We start from the raw sequence: 19195 nt of genomic DNA on the forward strand, positions 1-19195 counted from the left end.
GCCTCAACCTCCAATGACGCGGGGCAACACAGCGAGCGAGCCCACCAGGATCCAGAACACCACGGCGTTGTAGCGCCACAGCTGTACCACCACGGCAGGTTCGAACGGCGCATGGGCGCCCACGTAGCCGTAGCGCACCCGCAGCGCCTGCATGACCGTCAGCACGACCGCCAGCCCACCGTGGAACAGGGCATAAATCAGGCCCAACAGCAGCACGGCATCGTGGGTGGTCTCGGTGGGAGCCAAATCGGCGGCCAGCATCACCCAGGTGGTCACGGCCACCTGCACGGCCCCCAGCGCACCGGCCAGATAGAAACCGCTGGCAAGCCCGGCATCCTGCTGGCGGCGCAGCCCACGGATCATTTTGACCATCACGATGTAGCCCGCCGTCATGACCAGAGCCGCTACCACCAGCCCCACCAACGACAGTGGCGACGTGTCGGGCATGCTCCACTCCGGGGAGACGGTCCACAGATAGAACCAGCCAAACAGGTACGAGAGGAAGAACGAGCCGTTGGCAATCAGGAAGGTGCCCATGGCCCACACACCCGGGCCATCCATGGTGCGAGAGTGCAGCGGCGGGTCACCGGGTGACACATCGGCATCCGGCGCGGCCTTGGGATGCGCGCCGTTCTCCCAGGACCAGCGCAGCAGGAACACCCCGGCAATCAGCACGAAGACACCGGCCAGCGCATAGACCCGCACCAGCAGGCTGATACACACCACCGCCAGCGCCATGGCCGCAAACAGCGGCCACCAGGAGTTACCCGGCAGGTGGATGATTTCACGCACCTTGCCGGAGATGGGATCAGTGCCCCACATCTCACGCCTCCCGTGGGTGGCCACCGCCAGCGAGTGCTTCCCTTCTGCCATGGTGACAGGCAGGTTGGGGTCATCCCACAGGGGGTGACGGGTTTCGATCCTGGGCAGGCTGACGAAGTTGTAGGCACTGGGCGGCATGGTATTGGCCCACTCCAGCGTATCGGCGTTCCAGGGGTTCTGCTTGGCGGGTTTGCCAAAGCGGAAGTGCAGCGCAATATCCAGCAGCACCATGGCAATACCGGCAGACATGACAAAGCTGCTGACCGACGAAAGCAGGTTAAAGATATCCCAGCCCATGCCGGTATCGTAAGTGTAGACCCGGCGCGGCATCCCCAGCAGCCCGGTCCAGTGCATGATCAGGAAGGTGCCGTTGAAGCCCAGGAACGTCAGCCAGAAACCCCAGCGACCCAGGTTCTCAGAGGGCATGCGTCCGGAAAACAGCGGCAGCCAGTAGTAGAGCCCGGCAATCAGCGGGAAGAACATGCCCCCCACCAGCACGTAGTGCATGTGCGCCACCACGAAGTGGGTATCGTGCACCTGCCAGTTGAACGGCACCAGCGCCAGCATGACGCCGGTCAAGCCACCGCAGACAAAGATGATCAAAAAGCCCAGCACCCACAGCATGGGCAGCTTCATTTTGGGCTTGCCCAGCCATAGCGTGGCCAGCCACACGAACACCTGAATGGCCGTGGGCACTGCCACCAGCATACTGGCCGCCGAGAAGAAGGCCTGCGCCAGCTGGGGAATGCCCACGGTGAACATGTGGTGAACCCACAGGCCGAAGCTGATGAACCCCGTGACAATAATGGCAAAGACCACCCAGCCGTAGCCGACGATGGGCCTGCCGGCGAAGACCGGAATCAGCGTCGAGATGATCCCCGCCGCCGGCAGGAAGATGATGTAGACCTCAGGGTGCCCGAACAGCCAGAACAGGTGTTGCCACAGAATCGGATCGCCACCACTGGCCACCTCGAAAAACGGCATGCCGACGGCGCGCTCCAGTTCCAGCATGACACTGGCCAGAATCAGCGGCGGAAAGCCCACCACGATCATCAGCGCCATGGCGAGGATGTACCAGGCAAACAGCGGCATTTTATGCAGCGCCATGCCCTGGGTGCGGGTGCGCAAGATGGAGACGACGATTTCCACCCCGGCAGAAAGCGCCGAGATTTCCACGAAGGTAATCCCCAACAGCCAGAAATCAGGGCCGAGGTCAGGGGAAAACTCGCTGCTGCTGAGCGGGGTATACATGAACCAGCCGCTGGAAGGAGCGATTTCCAGAATCAGGCTGGAGGTCAGAATGATGCCGCCGAACAGGTAGCACCAGTAGCCCAGCGAGGTCAGCCGGGGGCACACCAGGTCCCGCGCGCCGATCATCTTGGGGATCATGTAGATCGCCAAGCCCTCCAGCATGGGGATGGCAAACAGGAACATCATGACCGTGCCGTGCATGGTCGTGACCTGATTGTAGATATCCGGCGACATGAAATCCTGATCGGGCATGGCCAGCTGGGTACGCACCAGCATGGCCAGGATGCCGCCGATCAGGAAAAACACCATCCCGGTGATCATGAAGCGCAGGCCCAGCGTCGTATGGTTGACGATGGTCAGTGCCTTCAGCCCCTTGGGGTTGCCCCAGATATCGTGCAGATCTTCGTGGAGCTGCTTCGGGTCCTGCTCAACGGCTTTTTGACTAACGCTACTCATGGGTTCAAGGTCTCCAACCAAGCACCCAGGCTGTCCAGGGTGTCCGTGTCGATATCAGCGTGGGACGGCATCAGGTTACCGGGCTTCAGCGTCTGATGATGCTGCAGCCATTGGCTGATGGCGCCATCGTCCATGGCCATCACGCCAGCGCCCAGCGTCGCTCGGCTGCCCACGTCGGAGAGGTCGGGCCCCAGCGTGCCACCACTGACCCCGGCCACCGTATGGCAGCTGGCACAGTGAGTCATGAACGCGCTGCGCGCCTCGTCATCGGCGGCATTGGCCGTGGCCGCTGCTGCCAGCGCATCCTGCTGACGCTCGGCCAGCCAGGCGTCGTACTCTTCTCGGGGCAGGGCTTCGACGAACAAGTGCATGTGGGCATGCCCGATGCCACACAGCTCGGCGCACTGGGCACCGAAGACGGCAGGAATGTCTGCTTGCAGGCGAATGCGGTTTTCCCGGCCGGGAATCATGTCGACCTTGCCGCCCAGGCGCGGAATCCAGAAGCCATGGATGACGTCGGCGCCGGTCACGTGGAAGTCCACCGGCTCGCCGACCGGCATCACCAGATGGTTGGCCGTGACCACCTCGCCGCCTTCGGCATTGGGGTAGCGCACTTCGAACCACCACTGGTGGCCGATGACTTCGATCACCTCGCCGGGTTCGCCAATGGCCAGCATGCGCTGACCGGCGGGCACGCCAAAAGCGAGCAGCGCCACGATGCTGGCCACGGGCAACAGGATGCCGCCGCCCAGAATCCAGTGGCGGGCCACCTTGCGCTCCTGGGCAGGTGTGCGGGTGACGTCCCTGGGCTTGAAGGCAAACAGCCACAGCCCCGTGAGTACCGCCAGCACCACGGTGCTGAAAGCCAACATGATCCACCAAATCAGGGCAACATCTCGTGCAGCCTGCCCAGCGGGGTCTAGAATGGACTTATCGCCCGCACAGCCTGCGGTCAACAGGGCCAGCCCGAGAACCGCCAAAATGGCTATCCGGTTGACCCGCCGACCCGTAACGCGTTGAATGTTGGGCGAGGCTATATTGCTGTTGCGTTCCCTCATATGCTGTTTCCCTTTAGTCTGCCCACAGGAAGTGACCATGGCGCCAACTCCCCAACGTTCGATCAAAAGCCGCGCCTCTTTGGCTGGCCACCCGCTGCACCCCGTAATGATTCACTTCCCCGTTGCTGCCCTGATGGCCCTGGTGGCAAGCGACCTGGCCTACTGGTATACCGAAGACCCCTTCTGGATGCGCAGCGGCCTGTGGCTGGCGGGCGTCGGTGCCTTTGGCGGCTGGGTCGCCTCGATAGCCGGTATCATCGATCTGGTCACGGTGTCGCGCATTCGGCGTCTGATTACCGGCTGGAGCCACGCCATCGTGGCGGTAGTGATGCTCTCGCTGGCGTCGTTCAACTGGCTGCTGCGCTTCAACGAGCCCGACGCGATCCTGCCCTGGGGGCTGGCGGTATCGCTGCTGACCGGAGGGCTGATTGCGCTGGCCGGCTGGCTGGGCGGCCAACTGGTTTATGAACACGCCGTGGGCGTGGATGTCGACTGACCACCTGCTCATGGGCATCGGCTAACTCCAATCAAGTGGTTTGGCCAGCACGAAGCCCAGTACGGCCAGAATACCCGCCACTGCCAGCAGCAGTGCCAGCAGGTTGGCGGGTTTCACACCGCGATAGATGCCCATTTCCAGGCGTAGAATCAGCCAGCCAAAACAGCCGTGGGCGGCCACCATGACCACCACCGCGGCCAGCTTGAAGATCAGCCACCCCCCCACTAACCCGTGAAGCAGGAACAGCAGCGTGCCCGACGCAATGGCCAGCAGCGCGGCAGGGGTGGCAACGGAGTTGTAGAAGTAGCGCGGCATGGGCGGTGAGCCCTGCGCAAAGCCAGCGTCCTTGCGCAGCTGAAGGGCGTGACTCAGCAGCGCAGGTAAGTAAAGCAGCGAACCGCACCAGATAACCAGTGCGGCAATGTGAAGCAATTTTAGCCAGGGCATTGCGGCTTCCTTGCGTTGCATTGGGCAGGGGGAGAAATAACTCCGTTAACCTTAGACAACACTGGCCACTCTGGCTAGCCGTTTAGCTAACGATAATCTCGTAACCCGTGAATTTACGAAGATTTATCACGCCGGTATCGAGTATCAGGTACTGCCCTTTCACGCCCTGCAAGACACCCTCTACCTGTGGCTGCTTATCGAAATTGTGCGACACCACCTTGCGTGGAAAAGCCTCCACCGGGTAGTGGAAGTGGTAAGGCGTTTCATCCAGTTCACGAATGGCATCCTCACCGTGCACCTGGCGCAGTTGCGCCAGCCCATCGGCCAATACGCTCAACAGACGGTCTCGCTCTGCACACAGGTCCAGCGTGGCCACCTCGCCTTTCAGCATGGCCCGCCAGTTGGTGCGGTCGGCGACCTGCTCCTTGAACAGCATTTCGACCATGCCGGACTGCTGCCGCGTATTGACCTCCAGAATAGGCAGCGCCTGAATTGCCCCCTGATCCAGCCAGCGGGTGGGCATCTGGGTTTTGCGGGTGATGCCCACCTTCAGCCCCGAGGAGTTGGCAAGATAAACGATATGGGGCTGGAAACAGTGGGCTTCGCCCCACTCGGGTTCGCGGCAGGTGCCCTGGTAGTAGTGGCAGGTTTCCGGCTTCATGATGCAGGTATCGCACTGGGCCAAGCGCTTGAAACACGGGTAGCAATACCCCTGAGCAAAGCTCTTGTTGGTGGCGCGCCCGCAGTGAGTGCAGGCAATGGCCCCGCTCCAGTGCAAGCGTATGAACGACCCTACCCGCTCGTTCAGGCCAACCCGATGCTCCCCGGCACGCAGGTGGTACACCACCTCGGCATCCTTGCGGCTCGGCACACTGGCCGCCATTTTCTGCAGACACCCCTGCACCGGCGTAGCGTCAGTGGCAAACAAATCATCAGTCACGGGTGGCATCCCGAGCCAGGCCTGCCATTTCCGGGCTGACGCCCGCCCCCGTGGCACCCGCCCCACAGGTGCGGCGCTCCAGGTAACCCACCCGGTTGGCTTCGGGCACGTTGTTTTCCATTTCATAGCGCATCACCGCCTCAAGGCAGAGCTCAGTCTGCTCGGCGGTCAGGCGACGCCCATCCGGCCACTTGCGCAGGGCAACCGCCTGCTTGAGGCTTTCATAGATGGTGGGCGTCATTTGATGAATCATCTTGTCGAACGTCATGTCACTCACGGTCAGCACCTCTTTTGCGGGTTGCTCAAAGCGTTTTGAAGCGGGAAGAATAATACCAGCCGGTTGCCAGCCCCACGAGCAGGCCACCCAAATGCGCCTCGTTGGCAACGTTGCCAAAGCCCACGGTGCCTGCAATGCCGGTCATGGTAAAGACCATCCAGCCCAGCATGAAGACCACCAGCATTTGCGGCACGAAAAAACCGCTGCCTGGGGCACGCCGGGACATCAGCCACACATGCGCCAGCAGCGCATAGACGACCCCGGACATGCCACCAAACAGCACCGTGCCGGTCATGTACTGGGCAAGGTTGGCACCGATGCCCGCCAGCAACAGCAATAGCAGCATCGTTTTGCTGCCCTGGCGCCGCTCGATCTGCTGGCCGAAATACCACACCCACATCAGGTTGAAGATCAGGTGCATCCAGCCAAAGTGGAGAAAAGCCGGTGACAGCAGGCGCCACACCTGACCACTGAGCAAGGTATCGGGCAGCGAACCGTAGACCAGTTGCCCCCCAGAGACACCCACCGGCACGATGGTCAAAGAGACGATCAGCAGATCGCCCCAGATCCCGGTCAATGCAAATACGGCCAGACTGATCAGAATCATCAGCGCCGTCACCGGTACTTGTCGCAGAGTCGCGACCAGCCCTTGGGTGGGCAGCGAGCGCTTGGGTGGCGCCGCGTCGCTGATCAGCTCGTCGCCTCGCTCCCAGCGAGCCACCAGGGCACGGAGCTCATCGTATTGGCGCGGGTCAGCCACCCAGAGGAGCTGGCCGTCTTCTTCATCGGTGATGCGATGGCCTATCCGGTAATGCCATAGGGCCTTGCGCAGCGCTTGAGTGTCTGCATCGGGGGGCAAGAGCATGACGGGGTGCATGACATCTTCCTTTTAACCAGTGGTCATGACGCTTACGCGCACGTTTGCCATCGGATACGCAAAAAAATCCGGCGGAGGGGGCCGCCGGATAAAAGCAAGGGATCATTCAAGGGAACACTTACTCTGATAGCCGGCAGCAGGGTTAGTTCAGCAGTTTTGCAAAAATTATGTAACCAATTGTAATAATTGCTCAAAAGGGTCAATCAAAATCGATCTCCCAGGGCTTGGGCAATGCCCGCTCTTCTCTAGGCACTTGAATCCAGACGAAATGATCGGCATTCAACTGTTGTTCACCGCTCCAACGATAGGCCACCAGTCGACCAAATTTTACCGCACTGTAGTCCAGACAAGCGATATTGGCGGCGGGCAAGGCGGGAATGCCCTCGCACCAGTAGTGGCCGATGAACAGCGGCGGCTGCTCCGGGCCGTAATAGCTGAGCCGCTCGCGCTCCTGCAGCGTCAATGGCCGCGTCTCCAGGTCGCCCGGCAGGTTATCCGGCTGGAATACCACATCACCCCACTGCTGCGGGTTGGCCGACCAGAAGTGCGCGCGAAAGGTCTGCCGGGTAAAACCGTCGCCCGAGTGGATGGCCACGCCTTCCGGTAGCCGAATGTGCGGGCCACGGGTCAGGCGGTCGAGAATTCGGAACGCCTGGGTCGAGGGGTCGGTAGACTCCACCAGAAAGCGGTCGTCCAGTTGGGCAGACGGTGAACGCTGACGGAGCTGGCGAATCAGCTCATCGTCCCAACAGGCGTGCACCACCCGGATACCGTCCAGTTCCAGGCACAGCGGAATGGTCTTGAACCATGCCAGGGTATCTTCCCACTCGTTGGTATGGTCACGATACTGGTCGAGGGTATCCTGAATGATGCGATTATGGCGCGGCGTATGCTCGCGCAGCCAGCGCTTGGCGCTGCCTGGCGGGGCCGGGTGCATATAGGCCAGGGCGTTGTATTCATGGTTGCCCATGACGATATGCGCCTCGCCCTCCTCGACCATGCGCCGCGCGATGGACACCGCCAGCCGAATGCGTGGGCCGCGATCGATCAGGTCCCCCAGGAAGATCACCTTGCGGCGCGGGTGGCGATACACGCCCTTGCGCTGATGGTAGCCCAGCTTCTCCAGCAGCGCGGCCAGGGTGGCACCGCAGCCGTGAATATCGCCAATGAGATCGTAGCCCTCCATGTCAATCTCCTAGCCGATGGCTCCAACCGAGTTTGCTGCGCAGCACTTCATAGAAGTTATGCCCCAAGGGGTGTACCAGTTGAACGCGCTCCGGTTTGCGGGTGATCACCAGCACATCGTCGGGCTTGGCCACCGCGCGGGTTTGCCCGTCGCAACTGATATGCGGGTAGGTCTGGTTGGTTTCGCCAATGTGTATACGAATCTCGCTGGCGGCATCGATCACGATCGGTCGGCTGGAGAGGGTATGCGGGAACATGGGCACCAGCGTGACCACTTCCAGCTTGGGGTGCATGATGGGGCCCCCACCGGAAAGCGCATAGGCCGTCGAGCCAGTCGGGGTAGCGACGATCAACCCATCGCTGCGCTGGCTATAAACGAACTGGCCATCGATGAACAGCTCGAATTCGATCATGCGAACCGCTTTGCCCGGGTGCACGACGACTTCGTTGAGCGCTTCGCCGTCACCCACCGCCACGCCGTTGCGGTACAGCACGGCATCCAGCAGAAAGCGCTCTTCTATTTCGAACTCGCCTGCCAATACCTCCCCCACGCGCTGCTCCAGCTCGTCGGGGGAGATATCGGTCAGGAAGCCGAGCCGCCCGCGGTTGACGCCCAGAATCAGCGTGCCACTGCGGCACAGGGTGCGGGCGGCGCCCAGCAAGCTACCGTCGCCGCCCACCACGATGACCAGATCGCACAGCTCGCCCAGCATGCGACGACTGGCTTCCGGCTGGCCATGATGCGGCAGCGCGGTGGCGGTACGGTCCTCGATCAGCACCTTGTAGCCATGGCCAACCAGGTAATCCACCAAGCGCTGGAGCGAGTCCAGCACCTTGTCGCTGCCCAGGCGGCCAATCAGGCCAATGGTCTTGAACGGCGGCGTGGCTGGACGCTGGCGCCCGGCGGCGGTTTGTGAGGTTAAGGTATGAGACATGGGCGACTCTCGCTGGCATCAGCCCACATTATGGGGAGTCACGGGGTATCGGGCAAATCCGGCGGCGTGGCGATGACCCTCACCACGCCGTAAAATCAGCAGCTTGAGTCAGGCCAGGGCAACCTTGCGGCGCTGCAACCACCAGTGGTTGAGCCACAGAGACGCCCCCATGATGGCAGCGCCCAGCAACAGCTTGCCCAGATCCGCATCGCGGTTCCAGATGACCAGGTTGACCACCAGCCCAGCAGGCACCAGCGCGTTGTTCATGATGGCCAGGGTGCCCGCATCCACCCGGGTGGCGCCCTGGTTCCAGGCGAAGTAGCCCACCCCGGAGGCCACCAGACCCAACCACGCCAGCACGCCCCACTGCACCGGAGTGCTGGGTAGCGCTGACACGTTGCCGAACAGCAGGAAGGCAGGCAGCGCCACCAGCATGGCGCCGATGAAGAACCAGCCAAACACGTTGTGCCAGGCCAGGGTGGGCGGCAGGTCTGCCGCTAAACGGCGATAGCCTACTTGACCAATCGCAAAGCACAGGTTGGCCCCCTGAACGACCAGAAAGCCCAGCCAGAAGCCGCTGTCAATGCCGTCGTAGCGGATCACCCCGGCACCCAGCACCGCCAGCAGCGCAGTGACCAGATAAATAGGCGTGAATCGCTTGAACATCAGGTCATCCAGCAGGGCGATATACACGGGGGTGAAAATGGTGAACAGCAGGACTTCCGGCACCGACAGCAGCAGGAAGGATTGGTAGAAGAAGGTGTACATGACGCCCAGCTGAATGGCGCCCAGCGCCATCAGTGCCAGCCGCTGCTTACCCTGCAGCAAGCCCGGCCGTAGAAACGGCAGGAACACCAGTGTGGCAAGCGCCACCCTGATCAGAACGGCAAAGTAGCTATCCACCTGCCCCGCCAGGTAGACGCCGATCAAGGAGAAAGAGAAGGCCCAAAGCGCCGTGACACCAACCAGATAGCTCATCAGTAAACCCCGAAAAACATAAAAGTTGACGGAGATTATACGCAGTTATCGTTGGCTGCCAATGGCCACGGCGAGGAAATCAGCGCTCAGCGTGATGTTTGCCAAGCCAGCGCCAGGCGTAGATCACCCCGGGCAGCCAACCCAGCAGGGTCAGGAGCGTCGCCATGGCCACCCGCTGCCCGCCGCCATCGGTCAGCCCCACCGCCAAAGGCGGCAGCAATATGGCCAGCGCGCGATAGGCCAGGCGCAAGGCAGCCGGTCCCTGCACGGGGGGCTGCCCCGGTGATGCCTGCGATGCGCTCAAAGAAGCAGGCTGCGCCACCGCTGGCGGCGTGTAGTGCCCCACCGGGTCCGGGGCATGGGCTGGCGTGTTTGTGACCTGCGTATTTGGGGCCTTCGCCTCTGACGCTTCGGCCTTCTCCTGAGCGCGGGCCAGCGCTTTGCGGTGCGCTTCCTTGTTGATTTTCTGCTCCAGGGTCTCGACGCCTTCGGTCAGGTCATCGTGAAAACGCTCCCAGTCTTCCCAGTCATGAGGCGTACCCGCTTTGGGGCGCTGGTTACCGGAGCCACGTGCCCGCTCCCAGGCTTTTTCTTCCAGGGTATTGGGGCGCTCCGGCTCTCGTTCCAGACCGACTCCCTTGCGGTTGAGGTATTCACGTGCGTCCATAAAAGCTCCTGACTACGTCGCTGACGATTCGACCATGGTCAACCGTTGAATGTCTGAAGTATGGGGGCAAGGCAGGGCAAGTTAAATCTCCTACAGTAAAAGAGTTGGCCGTGCCTGGCGGCCACTGCGTCACGCTCAAGGAGACTGCCCATGAACAACAAGATTCCGGATACCGTACGCGACATCATGTCCCGCGATTGCTACCGCGTCTCGGGGGAAACGTCCATCACCAACCTGGCGCAAGGCCTGGCGCTGCATCGCCTGCCTGGCGCACCGGTCGTCGATGCAGCCGACCGGCTGATCGGCTTCATTTCCGAACAGGACGTGCTTGGCCGCGTACTGGACAGCATATACCATGACGACGAGGCGCCACTGGTCAAAGAGCTGATGCGCCAGGACGTGCTGACCACGTCGCCCAACCAGAGCATCACCGACCTGGCTCAGGAGATGCTGGGCAAGAAGCCCAAGATCTATCCGGTGGTCGAACAACAGCGGTTGGTTGGCATCGTCACCCGCCGCGACATCCTGATCGCCCTGTTGACCATTCGACGTCATTGAGCCGACATTTTCTTAATTGCAAAAAAAACCGCTGCTTGAAAAAGCAGCGGAAGCAAGGGATCGAAAACAATAGCCAGAACAACACTATTAGCGACTGCCATCGCGATGTTGCCTGTACACTATCAGACACTGCCCAGAGGAAAAGTTCGCACAAAGGTCAAAATTTTCGTCTTCCCCGGGGTACGCGTATACTGGGCACTCCCCTACTCACCGCGACACAGGGAGCGTGACATGGCACTCTATCTACTGGTCTTTGGCGTTTGCGTCGTGGTGATTGGCGGCGTGCTGCTGGCGCTGATGACCGCCAGCACACCGCGCTATCGCACCGAGCCTCAGGATCTGATCGCTCTGTTCGACAAGGCCCTGGCCAGTCAGGTGAGCGAAACCGAGTGGAACACCATCATTGGCTACCCCATTCGGCATGACGAATACCTGGATAACATACGCCGTCGCGCATCCCACTTGATGGATAGCCACGGCAGGCGCTGGCAGATCGCCCAGGGCAAACCGCTGCTCAACGCCACCGGTCAGGAGGAGCTGCAGGCCCTGCGCGACCACCTGGCGGCCCATACCGCGCTGGGCCAGCGCTAGCCTTGCGTCGTCGAGGAGATCTTCATGCCCAGCACCATTCGCCAAATCCCGCTGGAGAGCGCTACCCGCCACCACGCCCATGACTTTCACCAGATCGTCATTACCCTGTGCGGCTCTTCCGAGTTCGAGATCGAGGGACTGGGCGGACGCGTCAATGCATTTTCCGGCTGTATCGTGCCCGCCAATCACGAGCATTACTACTCTGGCAGCGGCCATAACCGCCAGCTGATTCTGGACCTGCCGGAAGACGCCCCCGCACTGACGGGAGAGCATCGTGAGCTGGTGGCGCTGTTCGATGCGCCGCGTTTTTTTGCACTGGACAGCGCATTACGCCACTACCTGACCTTCGTCGAAAGCGAGCTGGCCCGAGGATTCGACAACTCGGCCACCTCCTTTCAACAGGACCGTCTGGCCGCGACGCTGCTGGGGTCGTTGAAAGCCCGCCTGGGGGCAGAGCCATCCGCTGCCCAACGGCGCATCGACCTGCACCAGATCGACCGTTTCATTCGCCGCCATCTGGCCGACGAGCTGCGCGTTGCCGACCTGGCCAAATTGGCCTGCCTGAGTGAAGCCCACTTCTCGGAACGTTTTCGCGCCCAGACAGGCTTGTCGCCTTGGCAATACGTGCGTCGACAGCGCCTGCACGCCGCTCGGCAGCTGATTCTGCAAAGCCGTCTGCCTTTGACCGATATTGCCATTCAGACCGGCTTTGCCAACCAGAGTGCCCTCTCTCATGCGTTTCGGCGCAGTTACGGCGCCTCGCCCCGTCAGCTGCGCCAGGGCGGTGCCAGCCCTACGCTCTCTACGTCCAACCCAGCCTCGGGGTCGGCCCCTGCCGCCCCGCTGGTCTCCCCCTGCCGTTAGGCCAGCACGAGACACTCAACCCCCTTCGACCGCCCGGCAGCGTTGAGAGCTGCGCTGGCAAGTGGTCAGCCGCTCTACTAAAGTCGTAAAAAGATCCTTCTTGCCGAGAATTTGACACGTTTTGCCATGAAAACGACATACAACTGACGGGCGCGCGCTCTACATTCGACAACATACTGGGCGCCTGCCCTGCTATCACTGTTTTTAAACGCTAGTGAATCCAGCCATTCGCTTCAGCAGCCTGTTTCAGACCTGTCTTACGGGGGCCTCAATGCTTAATGCCAAGAAAATGCGTGACCCAGCCATCTGGCAAACCGACCTTGATACGCTGATGGCGCGTATTAGCGACCACTACATCGTGGATGAGGACGCCTACGTCAGCGAGCTGATCAAGGTACTGAACGCCGACTCGGACGACTTCTCCCGCATCGAAGCCAACACGGCCGCGCTGGTGCGAGAAGTACGCAACATGGACACCGCCGTCGACACCATCGACGAGCTGCTGCAGCAGTACAGCCTGGACACCCATGAAGGCCTGATGCTGATGTGCCTGGCCGAAGCCATGCTGCGCATCCCGGACACCGCCACCGCCGACGCCCTGATCGAAGACAAGCTGGGCCCGGCCGACTGGCAGTCCCACGTGGGCAAGAGCGAGTCCTGGATGGTCAACGCCTCGACCTGGGGCCTGCTGATGACCGGCAAGGTACTGAAGCTGGACCACCCCAAAGAGGGCCAGCCTGCTCACTTTATCAATCGCATGGTCAACCGTATGGGTGAACCGGTGATTCGCCGGGCGATGATGGAAGCCATGAAAATCATGGGCAAGCAGTTCGTGCTGGGCCGCGATATCAACGAAGCGCTCAAGCGCTCGAAGCCGCTGTTCAACAAGGGCTACACCTACTCCTACGACATGCTGGGGGAAGCCGCCCGCACCCGCGCCGATGCCAAGCGCTACTTCGACGACTACGCCCGTGCCATCGAGCAGGTGGGCAAAGCCTGTAAGACCCTGGGCGACAAGACCCCTGCACCGTCGGTGTCCATCAAGCTGTCGGCCCTGCATCCGCGCTATGAGTTTGGCCGTCGCGAGCAGGTGCTGGCCGAGCTGGTAGACACCGTGATCAAGCTGGTCACCAAGGCGCGCGAGCTGGACGTGGCCGTCACCATCGACGCCGAAGAGGTAGACCGCCTGGAGCTCTCGCTGGAGGTCTTCCGCGCCATTTACCAAAGCAGTGCTGCCAAAGGATGGGGCCACTTCGGCCTGGTGGTGCAAGCCTATTCGAAGCGTGCGCTGCCCGTGCTGCACTACCTGAACCGACTGGCCGACCAGCAAGGCGACGAAATTCCGCTGCGCCTGGTGAAGGGCGCCTACTGGGACAGCGAGATCAAGGAGTCGCAGCAGCTGGGGGTCGATGGCTACCCGGTCTACACGCGCAAAGCGTGTACCGATGTGGCCTACCTGGCTTGCGCCCAGTTCCTGCTCTCCGACGACACTCGCGGGCGCATCTTCCCGCAGTTCGCCACCCACAACGCGCATACCGTGACCACGATTCTGGAGCTGGCCAACCAGGACAGCCGCCCGTTCGAGTTCCAGCGCCTGCACGGCATGGGCGAAGCGCTGTATGACGCCGCCCTGGCCCGAGCCCCCAAAGGCACCTACTGCCGCATTTACGCCCCGGTGGGCGCCCACAAGGACTTGCTGCCCTATCTGGTGCGTCGCTTGCTGGAAAACGGCGCCAACTCCTCGTTCGTGCACCAGATCGTCGATCCCGAAGTGCCGGTGGAGTCGCTCTGCAAGCACCCCATCGAAACCCTGCGCCAGCAGAAGAGCTTCTACAACAAGCGGATTCCGCTGCCCAAGGACATCTACGGTGCGAAACGCCGCAACTCTCGTGGCGTCAACCTCAATATCCGCAGCCAGTACTACCCGCTGATGGAGAAGATGGCCACGTTCATGGACAAGCAGTACCCCACCCGGCCGCTGCTGGCGTTCGACGTGGCCGAAGCTGCGGGCAATACCCACAGCGTGACATCGCCCTTTGACCGTCGCCAAACCGTGGGCAGCGTGCAGTGGACCACCAAGGAGCAGGCGGCCAAGGCACTGGACGCTGCCTGGGAAGCGTTCCCGCGCTGGGATGCCACGCCGGTTGCCGAGCGCGCGGCCATCATTCGCCGCCTGGGCGATCTGATGGAAGAGCACATGGCCGAGCTGATGACGCTCTGCTCCCGGGAGGGTGGCAAACTGCTCACCGACGGCGTGGACGAGATCAAGGAAGCCGTGGATTTCTGCCGCTATTACGCCATGCGCGCCGAAGAGTCGTTCGGCGAGCCCATCGAGCTGCCTGGCCCCACCGGTGAATCGAACCGTCTGTCCATGGGCGGCAAGGGCGTGTTTGCCGCCATCAGCCCCTGGAACTTCCCGGTAGCCATTTTCTGCGGTCAGATCGTCGCAGCCGCCGTGGCAGGCAACACCGTGCTGGCCAAGCCCGCCGAGCAGACCTCTATCGTCGCGCATCGCGTCATCGAACTGCTTTACGAAGCGGGCATGCCCCGCGATGTAGTGCAGCTGCTGCCGGGCGACGGCCCCACCGTGGGTAGCGTACTGACCTCCGACCCGCGCATCACCGGGGTAGTGTTCACCGGCGGTACCGATACGGCTCAGATCATCAACCGCGCCCTGGCCGCCCGCGAAAACGCGCCGCTGCCAACCCTGATCGCGGAAACCGGCGGCATGAACGCCATGATCGTGGATTCCACCGCCCTGCCCGAGCAGGTGGTCATGGACACGATCCAGTCAGCGTTCCAGAGCGCCGGGCAGCGCTGCTCTGCCCTGCGTGTGCTTTACCTGCAGGATGACGTGGCCGACCGCGTCATCGAGATTCTCAAGGGCGCCATGAGCGAACTGCGGATCGGTGACCCGCGGGATTTGGGCACCGACGTGGGCCCGGTCATCGATGAAGACGCGCGCAAAGGGCTGCTGGCACATATCGACAAGCTCAAGGGCGAAAACCGCCTGGTCGCCGAAACCCCGATGACCGCCGAGCACACCCAACACGGTACTTTCGTGGCCCCGGTCGCCTTCACCATCGACAGTATCGATGCGCTGACCCGCGAGCAGTTTGGCCCCGTGCTGCACATCGTGCGCTATAAGGCCCGCGAGATCGACAAGGTGATCAACGACATCAACGGCCGGGGATATGGCCTGACGTTTGGCGTGCATAGCCGTAACGAATCCTTTGCCGCTGAAATAGCGCAGAAAATTCGAGTAGGCAATGTGTACATCAACCGTAATATCATCGGCGCAGTGGTCGGCGTTCAGCCATTTGGCGGTCAGGGCCTTTCGGGCACCGGCCCCAAAGCGGGTGGCCCACACTACCTGCAGCGCTTCGTGACTGAAAAGACGATCACCAACAACACCGCCGCCTTGGGTGGCAACGCGTCGCTATTGGCGCTAGGGGATGAGTAGAACGCTCATCGACATAAACTAACCTGAACTCCTGAAAAGGATCCGTCTCATGGTTGACAATAATAGCGTGACTGCCTGCGCAGCCACGGCCCCCCCAGGCCGTGCACCGGGCACAGGGAACTCGACATCGATACACCGCCATGACTTTTCCGGCGCCCTGCTCGACGGCTCGAGCCGTGGCCAGCCACTGGCCACGCCGAACCGGCAGGGGAATTAACAACAAGATCAACGTGCCTTGGTCACGCACTGCCAAGGCGCTAACGCTGTCGGAGCCAGGGATGTACGAAAGAGCGGCCAGCATGCGCGGGCTTTCGTAGGTGACCTGACTCCGTTCTGACGAACTGGAGAAGTGTTATGGCTACTGGTGTTTGGATTAGCTTGTTTGGATATTTTGCGCTCATGATCGCCATCGGCATCTATGCCATGCGCAAAGCGACCTCTTCCTCGGAAGATTACATGCTGGGGGGGCGTACCCTCAGCCCACAGGTCGCGGCACTCTCGGCAGGGGCCTCCGACATGAGCGGCTGGCTGCTGCTGGGCTTGCCCGGGGCCATGTTCGTGTCGGGCCTGGGCTCTGCCTGGATCGGCATTGGCTTGCTGGTAGGCGCGCTGTTCAACTGGATACTGGTGGCGCCCCGGCTGCGCGAGCAGACCATTCATTACGGCAACGCGATTACCATCCCGGCGTTTCTGGCCAACCGATTCCCGACCCGTGCACTGGCGCTGCGCACCGTGTCGGCCATCGTGATCGTGATCTTCTTTGCCGTGTATACCGCCTCGGGCCTGGTGGCCGGTGGCAAGCTGTTCGAAACGGCCTTCACCGGAGTCTACAACTTTGGCGACATGAGCAACTACGCCATGGGCGTCATCATTACCCTCGGCGTGGTGCTGATCTATACCGTGGTAGGTGGCTTCCTGGCCGTGAGCATGACCGACTTCGTGCAGGGCTGCATCATGATGTTGGCCTTGATCATCATGCCTGCGGTGGTGCTGTTCGGTGACGGCGGCGGTGGTTTCTCACAGGCGTCGGAGACACTCAATAGCGTCGATCCCACGCTGCTCTCCTGGACCACGGGGCTGACGTTCGTGGGCTGGCTGTCGGCGGTGACCTGGGGCCTGGGCTATTTTGGTCAGCCGCATATCATCGTTCGCTTCATGGCCATTCGCTCACAAGAAGACGTGCCTGTAGCGCGTAACATCGGCATGGGCTGGATGCTGGTCTCGCTGATCGGTGCCGTGTCGCTGGGCCTGGCGGGCCGCGCCTTTGCGGTACGTAACGGCCTGGACATCCAGGATCCTGAAACCATCTTCATCGTGCTGGCCAACCTGCTCTTCCACCCGTTGATCACCGGCTTCCTGTACGCGGCGCTGCTGGCAGCGATCATGAGCACCATCTCAAGCCAGCTTCTGGTGTCCTCCTCTTCGCTGACGGAAGACTTCTACCGCCTGTTCCTACACAAGAATGCCACCGAGCAGCAGTGCGTCGCGGTGGGCCGTGTGTGCGTCGTACTGGTGGGTATCGTGGCCGCCATCATTGCTTCCAATGAAGACTCGCAGGTGCTGGGGCTGGTCAGCAACGCCTGGGCAGGCTTTGGCGCCGCCTTTGGTCCGCTGATCATCCTCGCGCTGATGTGGCCGCGCACCAACGGTGCCGGCGCGCTGGCGGGCATGATCGTCGGTGCCGCCACCGTGATGATCTGGATTTCGTTGGGCTGGAGCGGCTCCTTCCTGGGTGGCCCGGGCGTCTACGAAATCATCCCCGGCTTCATCGCTTCCTTCATCGCCATCCTGGTCGTCAGCAACATGACCGCCGATGCCGGTGAATACCAGCACATCGAGCGCTGATTTTGGCGATGACGCTTACCCACTACTCTTGACCCTTTTGCCAACCTCACCACCTGCTTCGGCAGGCGGTGAGCACTGGCAAGCACGCATCCGAGACCTCCTCGTCAAGGCCCCGCCTTGCAGGAGGTCTCTTGCATTGTTGGCCGCTTGCGCACCGCTCTTTGCCTCAGGTCAATAACCCACCGCTTCTGGCTGGTTATAGTGGCGCCATGGATCACGAACCACTCACCCTCATCATGGTCAGGAGCAAAATTATGCGCCCGTTCAAACCCTCTACTCTCATCGCTGCCAGCATGGCCGTTGTAACGCTGGCCGCCAGCAGCCAGGCCTTTGCCTACGGCGCAGGTGATTTCTTTACTCGCGTGGGCGTGGCACAAGTGTCACCCAAAAGCGACAACGGCGCTCTGGCCGATGGCGCCCTGGCGGTGGACGTTCAGGACAAGACCGACTTCGCCTTTACGCTGGGCTATCGCTTTCATGACAAGGTGGGGATCGAACTGCTGGCCGCACTGCCCTTCAAGCACGACATTGCTCTGAACGGCGAGAACCTTGCCTCGACCAAGCACCTGCCGCCCACCCTGACGCTGCAGTATTACCCGCTGGGCGGCACCCAGGCACGGGTTCAGCCCTACATTGGCGCCGGTATCAACTACACGCGCTTCTCGGACGAACAGCTGGCGATTGGTGAGTTGGACCTGGACGACTCCTGGGGACTGGCAGGCCAACTGGGGATCGACCTGCTGATCGACGGTAACTGGGCGCTCAATGCCGCCGCTTGGTATCTGGACATCGATACGGACGCCACGGTGAATGGCGCCGCAGCGGGCACCGTCGAAATCGACCCCATTGTGGTCATGGCGGGTCTCAGCTACCGCTTCTAAAAGATGCGGGGCTACCCATCCAACCAAACAGGCCCGGGGCATTTGCTCCGGGCCTGTTCGATTGAGAAGCACGGCAGCGCCGCGCTGGCGGCTACCTGTTCAGTTGTCCGTCACCAGCTGGTCGACTCTTTCCATGGCGCGAATGACCAGCACCTGGTCGCTGGCGCGCACTTTCTCCTGCATCAGATAAGCGGCCATGGCGGGCGCTACCTCACACTTGGCGGGCATGGTCGCCTGGGCCTCGACCAGCGCGGTCAATCGGGCCACGAACACATAGCGCACCCACTGGGGCAGCGACATGGTATCCACACAAAAGGGCTCCTGACTGGCAAACGCGCTCGCCTCTGGAAGGGGGGTGCGCCATAGGTTGGCGGCTTTCATCGCGGCTTCAAGCTCGAGAAGCGCGGTTTGAAGCTGTTGATGGACGCTCATAAACAGTCTACTCATAAGGAATGGTCGGCGTGATTATCCCAACTCTGTGGGTAACTTGCCACCGAGAGGCATGGCCAACGCGTTTATGCACAGATTCACAGAAAACCTGCAAGAGACTGTGGATAAACTATGGAAAGGTGTCGCAACGGCTACTCCCACGGGGCCTGGGGAA

General features: G+C 61.6%; 18 protein-coding genes. 7 read left to right on the plus strand and 11 right to left on the minus strand.

The features are described from left to right. Positions 1-3: 3 nt before the first annotated feature. Together ctaD and coxB are read right to left on the minus strand one after the other, a co-directional pair. Positions 4-2529, minus strand: coding sequence for a cytochrome c oxidase subunit I (gene ctaD / locus KVY02_RS10695; RefSeq protein WP_218313513.1), 2526 nt, complete (start codon positions 2527-2529; stop codon positions 4-6). Beyond that, positions 2526-3587 (minus strand): cytochrome c oxidase subunit II, encoded by a 1062-nt coding sequence (gene coxB / locus KVY02_RS10700; RefSeq protein WP_081135089.1) that lies wholly within the window; start codon positions 3585-3587, stop codon positions 2526-2528. Before coxB ends, ctaD begins: the two co-directional genes overlap by 4 nt. A 37-nt stretch (positions 3588-3624) precedes the next feature. Here coxB and KVY02_RS10705 point away from each other — a divergent pair, with 37 nt between their 5' ends. After that, positions 3625-4083, plus strand: a complete 459-nt coding sequence (locus tag KVY02_RS10705) for a DUF2231 domain-containing protein (protein WP_016914243.1) — start codon at positions 3625-3627, stop codon at positions 4081-4083. A gap of 21 nt (positions 4084-4104) precedes the next feature. Here KVY02_RS10705 and KVY02_RS10710 read toward each other — a convergent pair whose 3' ends face one another. The 8 genes from KVY02_RS10710 to KVY02_RS10745 form a co-directional block, all read right to left on the minus strand. Next, positions 4105-4530, minus strand: coding sequence for a CopD family protein (locus KVY02_RS10710; protein ID WP_218313514.1), 426 nt, complete (start codon positions 4528-4530; stop codon positions 4105-4107). An 82-nt stretch (positions 4531-4612) separates the two neighbouring features. After that, positions 4613-5479 carry a DUF2797 domain-containing protein gene (locus tag KVY02_RS10715; protein WP_081135091.1) on the minus strand — a complete coding sequence of 289 codons (867 nt, stop codon included), beginning with the start codon at positions 5477-5479 and terminating at the stop codon, positions 4613-4615. Further along, positions 5463-5747: a YeaC family protein gene (locus KVY02_RS10720; protein WP_026001740.1), complete on the minus strand. Its 285-nt coding sequence runs from the start codon at positions 5745-5747 to the stop codon at positions 5463-5465. Before KVY02_RS10720 ends, KVY02_RS10715 begins: the two co-directional genes overlap by 17 nt. Before the next feature lie 25 nt (positions 5748-5772). After that, the gene (locus KVY02_RS10725; protein ID WP_039179472.1) at positions 5773-6624 is read right to left on the minus strand and encodes a rhomboid family intramembrane serine protease; all 852 of its coding nucleotides are present in this window, start codon (positions 6622-6624) and stop codon (positions 5773-5775) included. Between the two features lie 199 nt (positions 6625-6823). Beyond that, on the minus strand, positions 6824-7810 hold the full coding sequence (locus KVY02_RS10730) for a metallophosphoesterase (protein WP_081191949.1): 987 nt from the start codon (positions 7808-7810) through the stop codon (positions 6824-6826). A 1-nt stretch (position 7811) separates the two neighbouring features. Further along, positions 7812-8744, minus strand: coding sequence for an NAD(+) kinase (locus tag KVY02_RS10735; protein ID WP_016914249.1), 933 nt, complete (start codon positions 8742-8744; stop codon positions 7812-7814). A 108-nt stretch (positions 8745-8852) separates the two neighbouring features. Further along, a complete protein-coding gene (locus KVY02_RS10740) occupies positions 8853-9722 on the minus strand; it encodes a carboxylate/amino acid/amine transporter (RefSeq protein ID WP_039179463.1) in 870 nt (289 codons plus the stop codon). A 79-nt stretch (positions 9723-9801) separates the two neighbouring features. Continuing rightward, positions 9802-10389, minus strand: coding sequence for a YqaE/Pmp3 family membrane protein (locus tag KVY02_RS10745; protein ID WP_218313515.1), 588 nt, complete (start codon positions 10387-10389; stop codon positions 9802-9804). A 150-nt stretch (positions 10390-10539) separates the two neighbouring features. Between KVY02_RS10745 and KVY02_RS10750 the strand changes: the two genes are divergently transcribed. The 6 genes from KVY02_RS10750 (at position 10540) to KVY02_RS10775 (ending at position 18591) form a co-directional block, all read left to right on the plus strand. Continuing rightward, positions 10540-10947: a CBS domain-containing protein gene (locus tag KVY02_RS10750; RefSeq protein ID WP_016914252.1), complete on the plus strand. Its 408-nt coding sequence runs from the start codon at positions 10540-10542 to the stop codon at positions 10945-10947. Positions 10948-11178: 231 nt separating this feature from the next. Beyond that, positions 11179-11538 (plus strand): hypothetical protein, encoded by a 360-nt coding sequence (locus KVY02_RS10755; protein WP_081135100.1) that lies wholly within the window; start codon positions 11179-11181, stop codon positions 11536-11538. Between the two features lie 24 nt (positions 11539-11562). Next, the gene (locus tag KVY02_RS10760) at positions 11563-12402 is read left to right on the plus strand and encodes an AraC family transcriptional regulator (protein WP_218313516.1); all 840 of its coding nucleotides are present in this window, start codon (positions 11563-11565) and stop codon (positions 12400-12402) included. A 271-nt stretch (positions 12403-12673) separates the two neighbouring features. Further along, positions 12674-15865, plus strand: coding sequence for a bifunctional proline dehydrogenase/L-glutamate gamma-semialdehyde dehydrogenase PutA (gene putA / locus KVY02_RS10765; RefSeq protein ID WP_218313517.1), 3192 nt, complete (start codon positions 12674-12676; stop codon positions 15863-15865). 354 nt (positions 15866-16219) lie between these two features. Continuing rightward, positions 16220-17710: a sodium/proline symporter PutP gene (gene putP / locus KVY02_RS10770; RefSeq protein WP_218313518.1), complete on the plus strand. Its 1491-nt coding sequence runs from the start codon at positions 16220-16222 to the stop codon at positions 17708-17710. A 254-nt stretch (positions 17711-17964) separates the two neighbouring features. After that, complete coding sequence (locus KVY02_RS10775; protein ID WP_218313519.1) at positions 17965-18591, plus strand: OmpW/AlkL family protein; 627 nt, start codon at positions 17965-17967, stop codon at positions 18589-18591. Positions 18592-18690: 99 nt separating this feature from the next. On the opposite strand, the gene KVY02_RS10780 is transcribed toward KVY02_RS10775, so the two are convergent. After that, positions 18691-19023 carry a YqcC family protein gene (locus tag KVY02_RS10780; protein ID WP_016914258.1) on the minus strand — a complete coding sequence of 111 codons (333 nt, stop codon included), beginning with the start codon at positions 19021-19023 and terminating at the stop codon, positions 18691-18693. Positions 19024-19195: the final 172 nt, after the last annotated feature.

It is taken from the genome of Halomonas sp. 18071143 (assembly GCF_019211725.1).
GTDB classification, from domain to species: domain Bacteria; phylum Pseudomonadota; class Gammaproteobacteria; order Pseudomonadales; family Halomonadaceae; genus Vreelandella; species Vreelandella stevensii.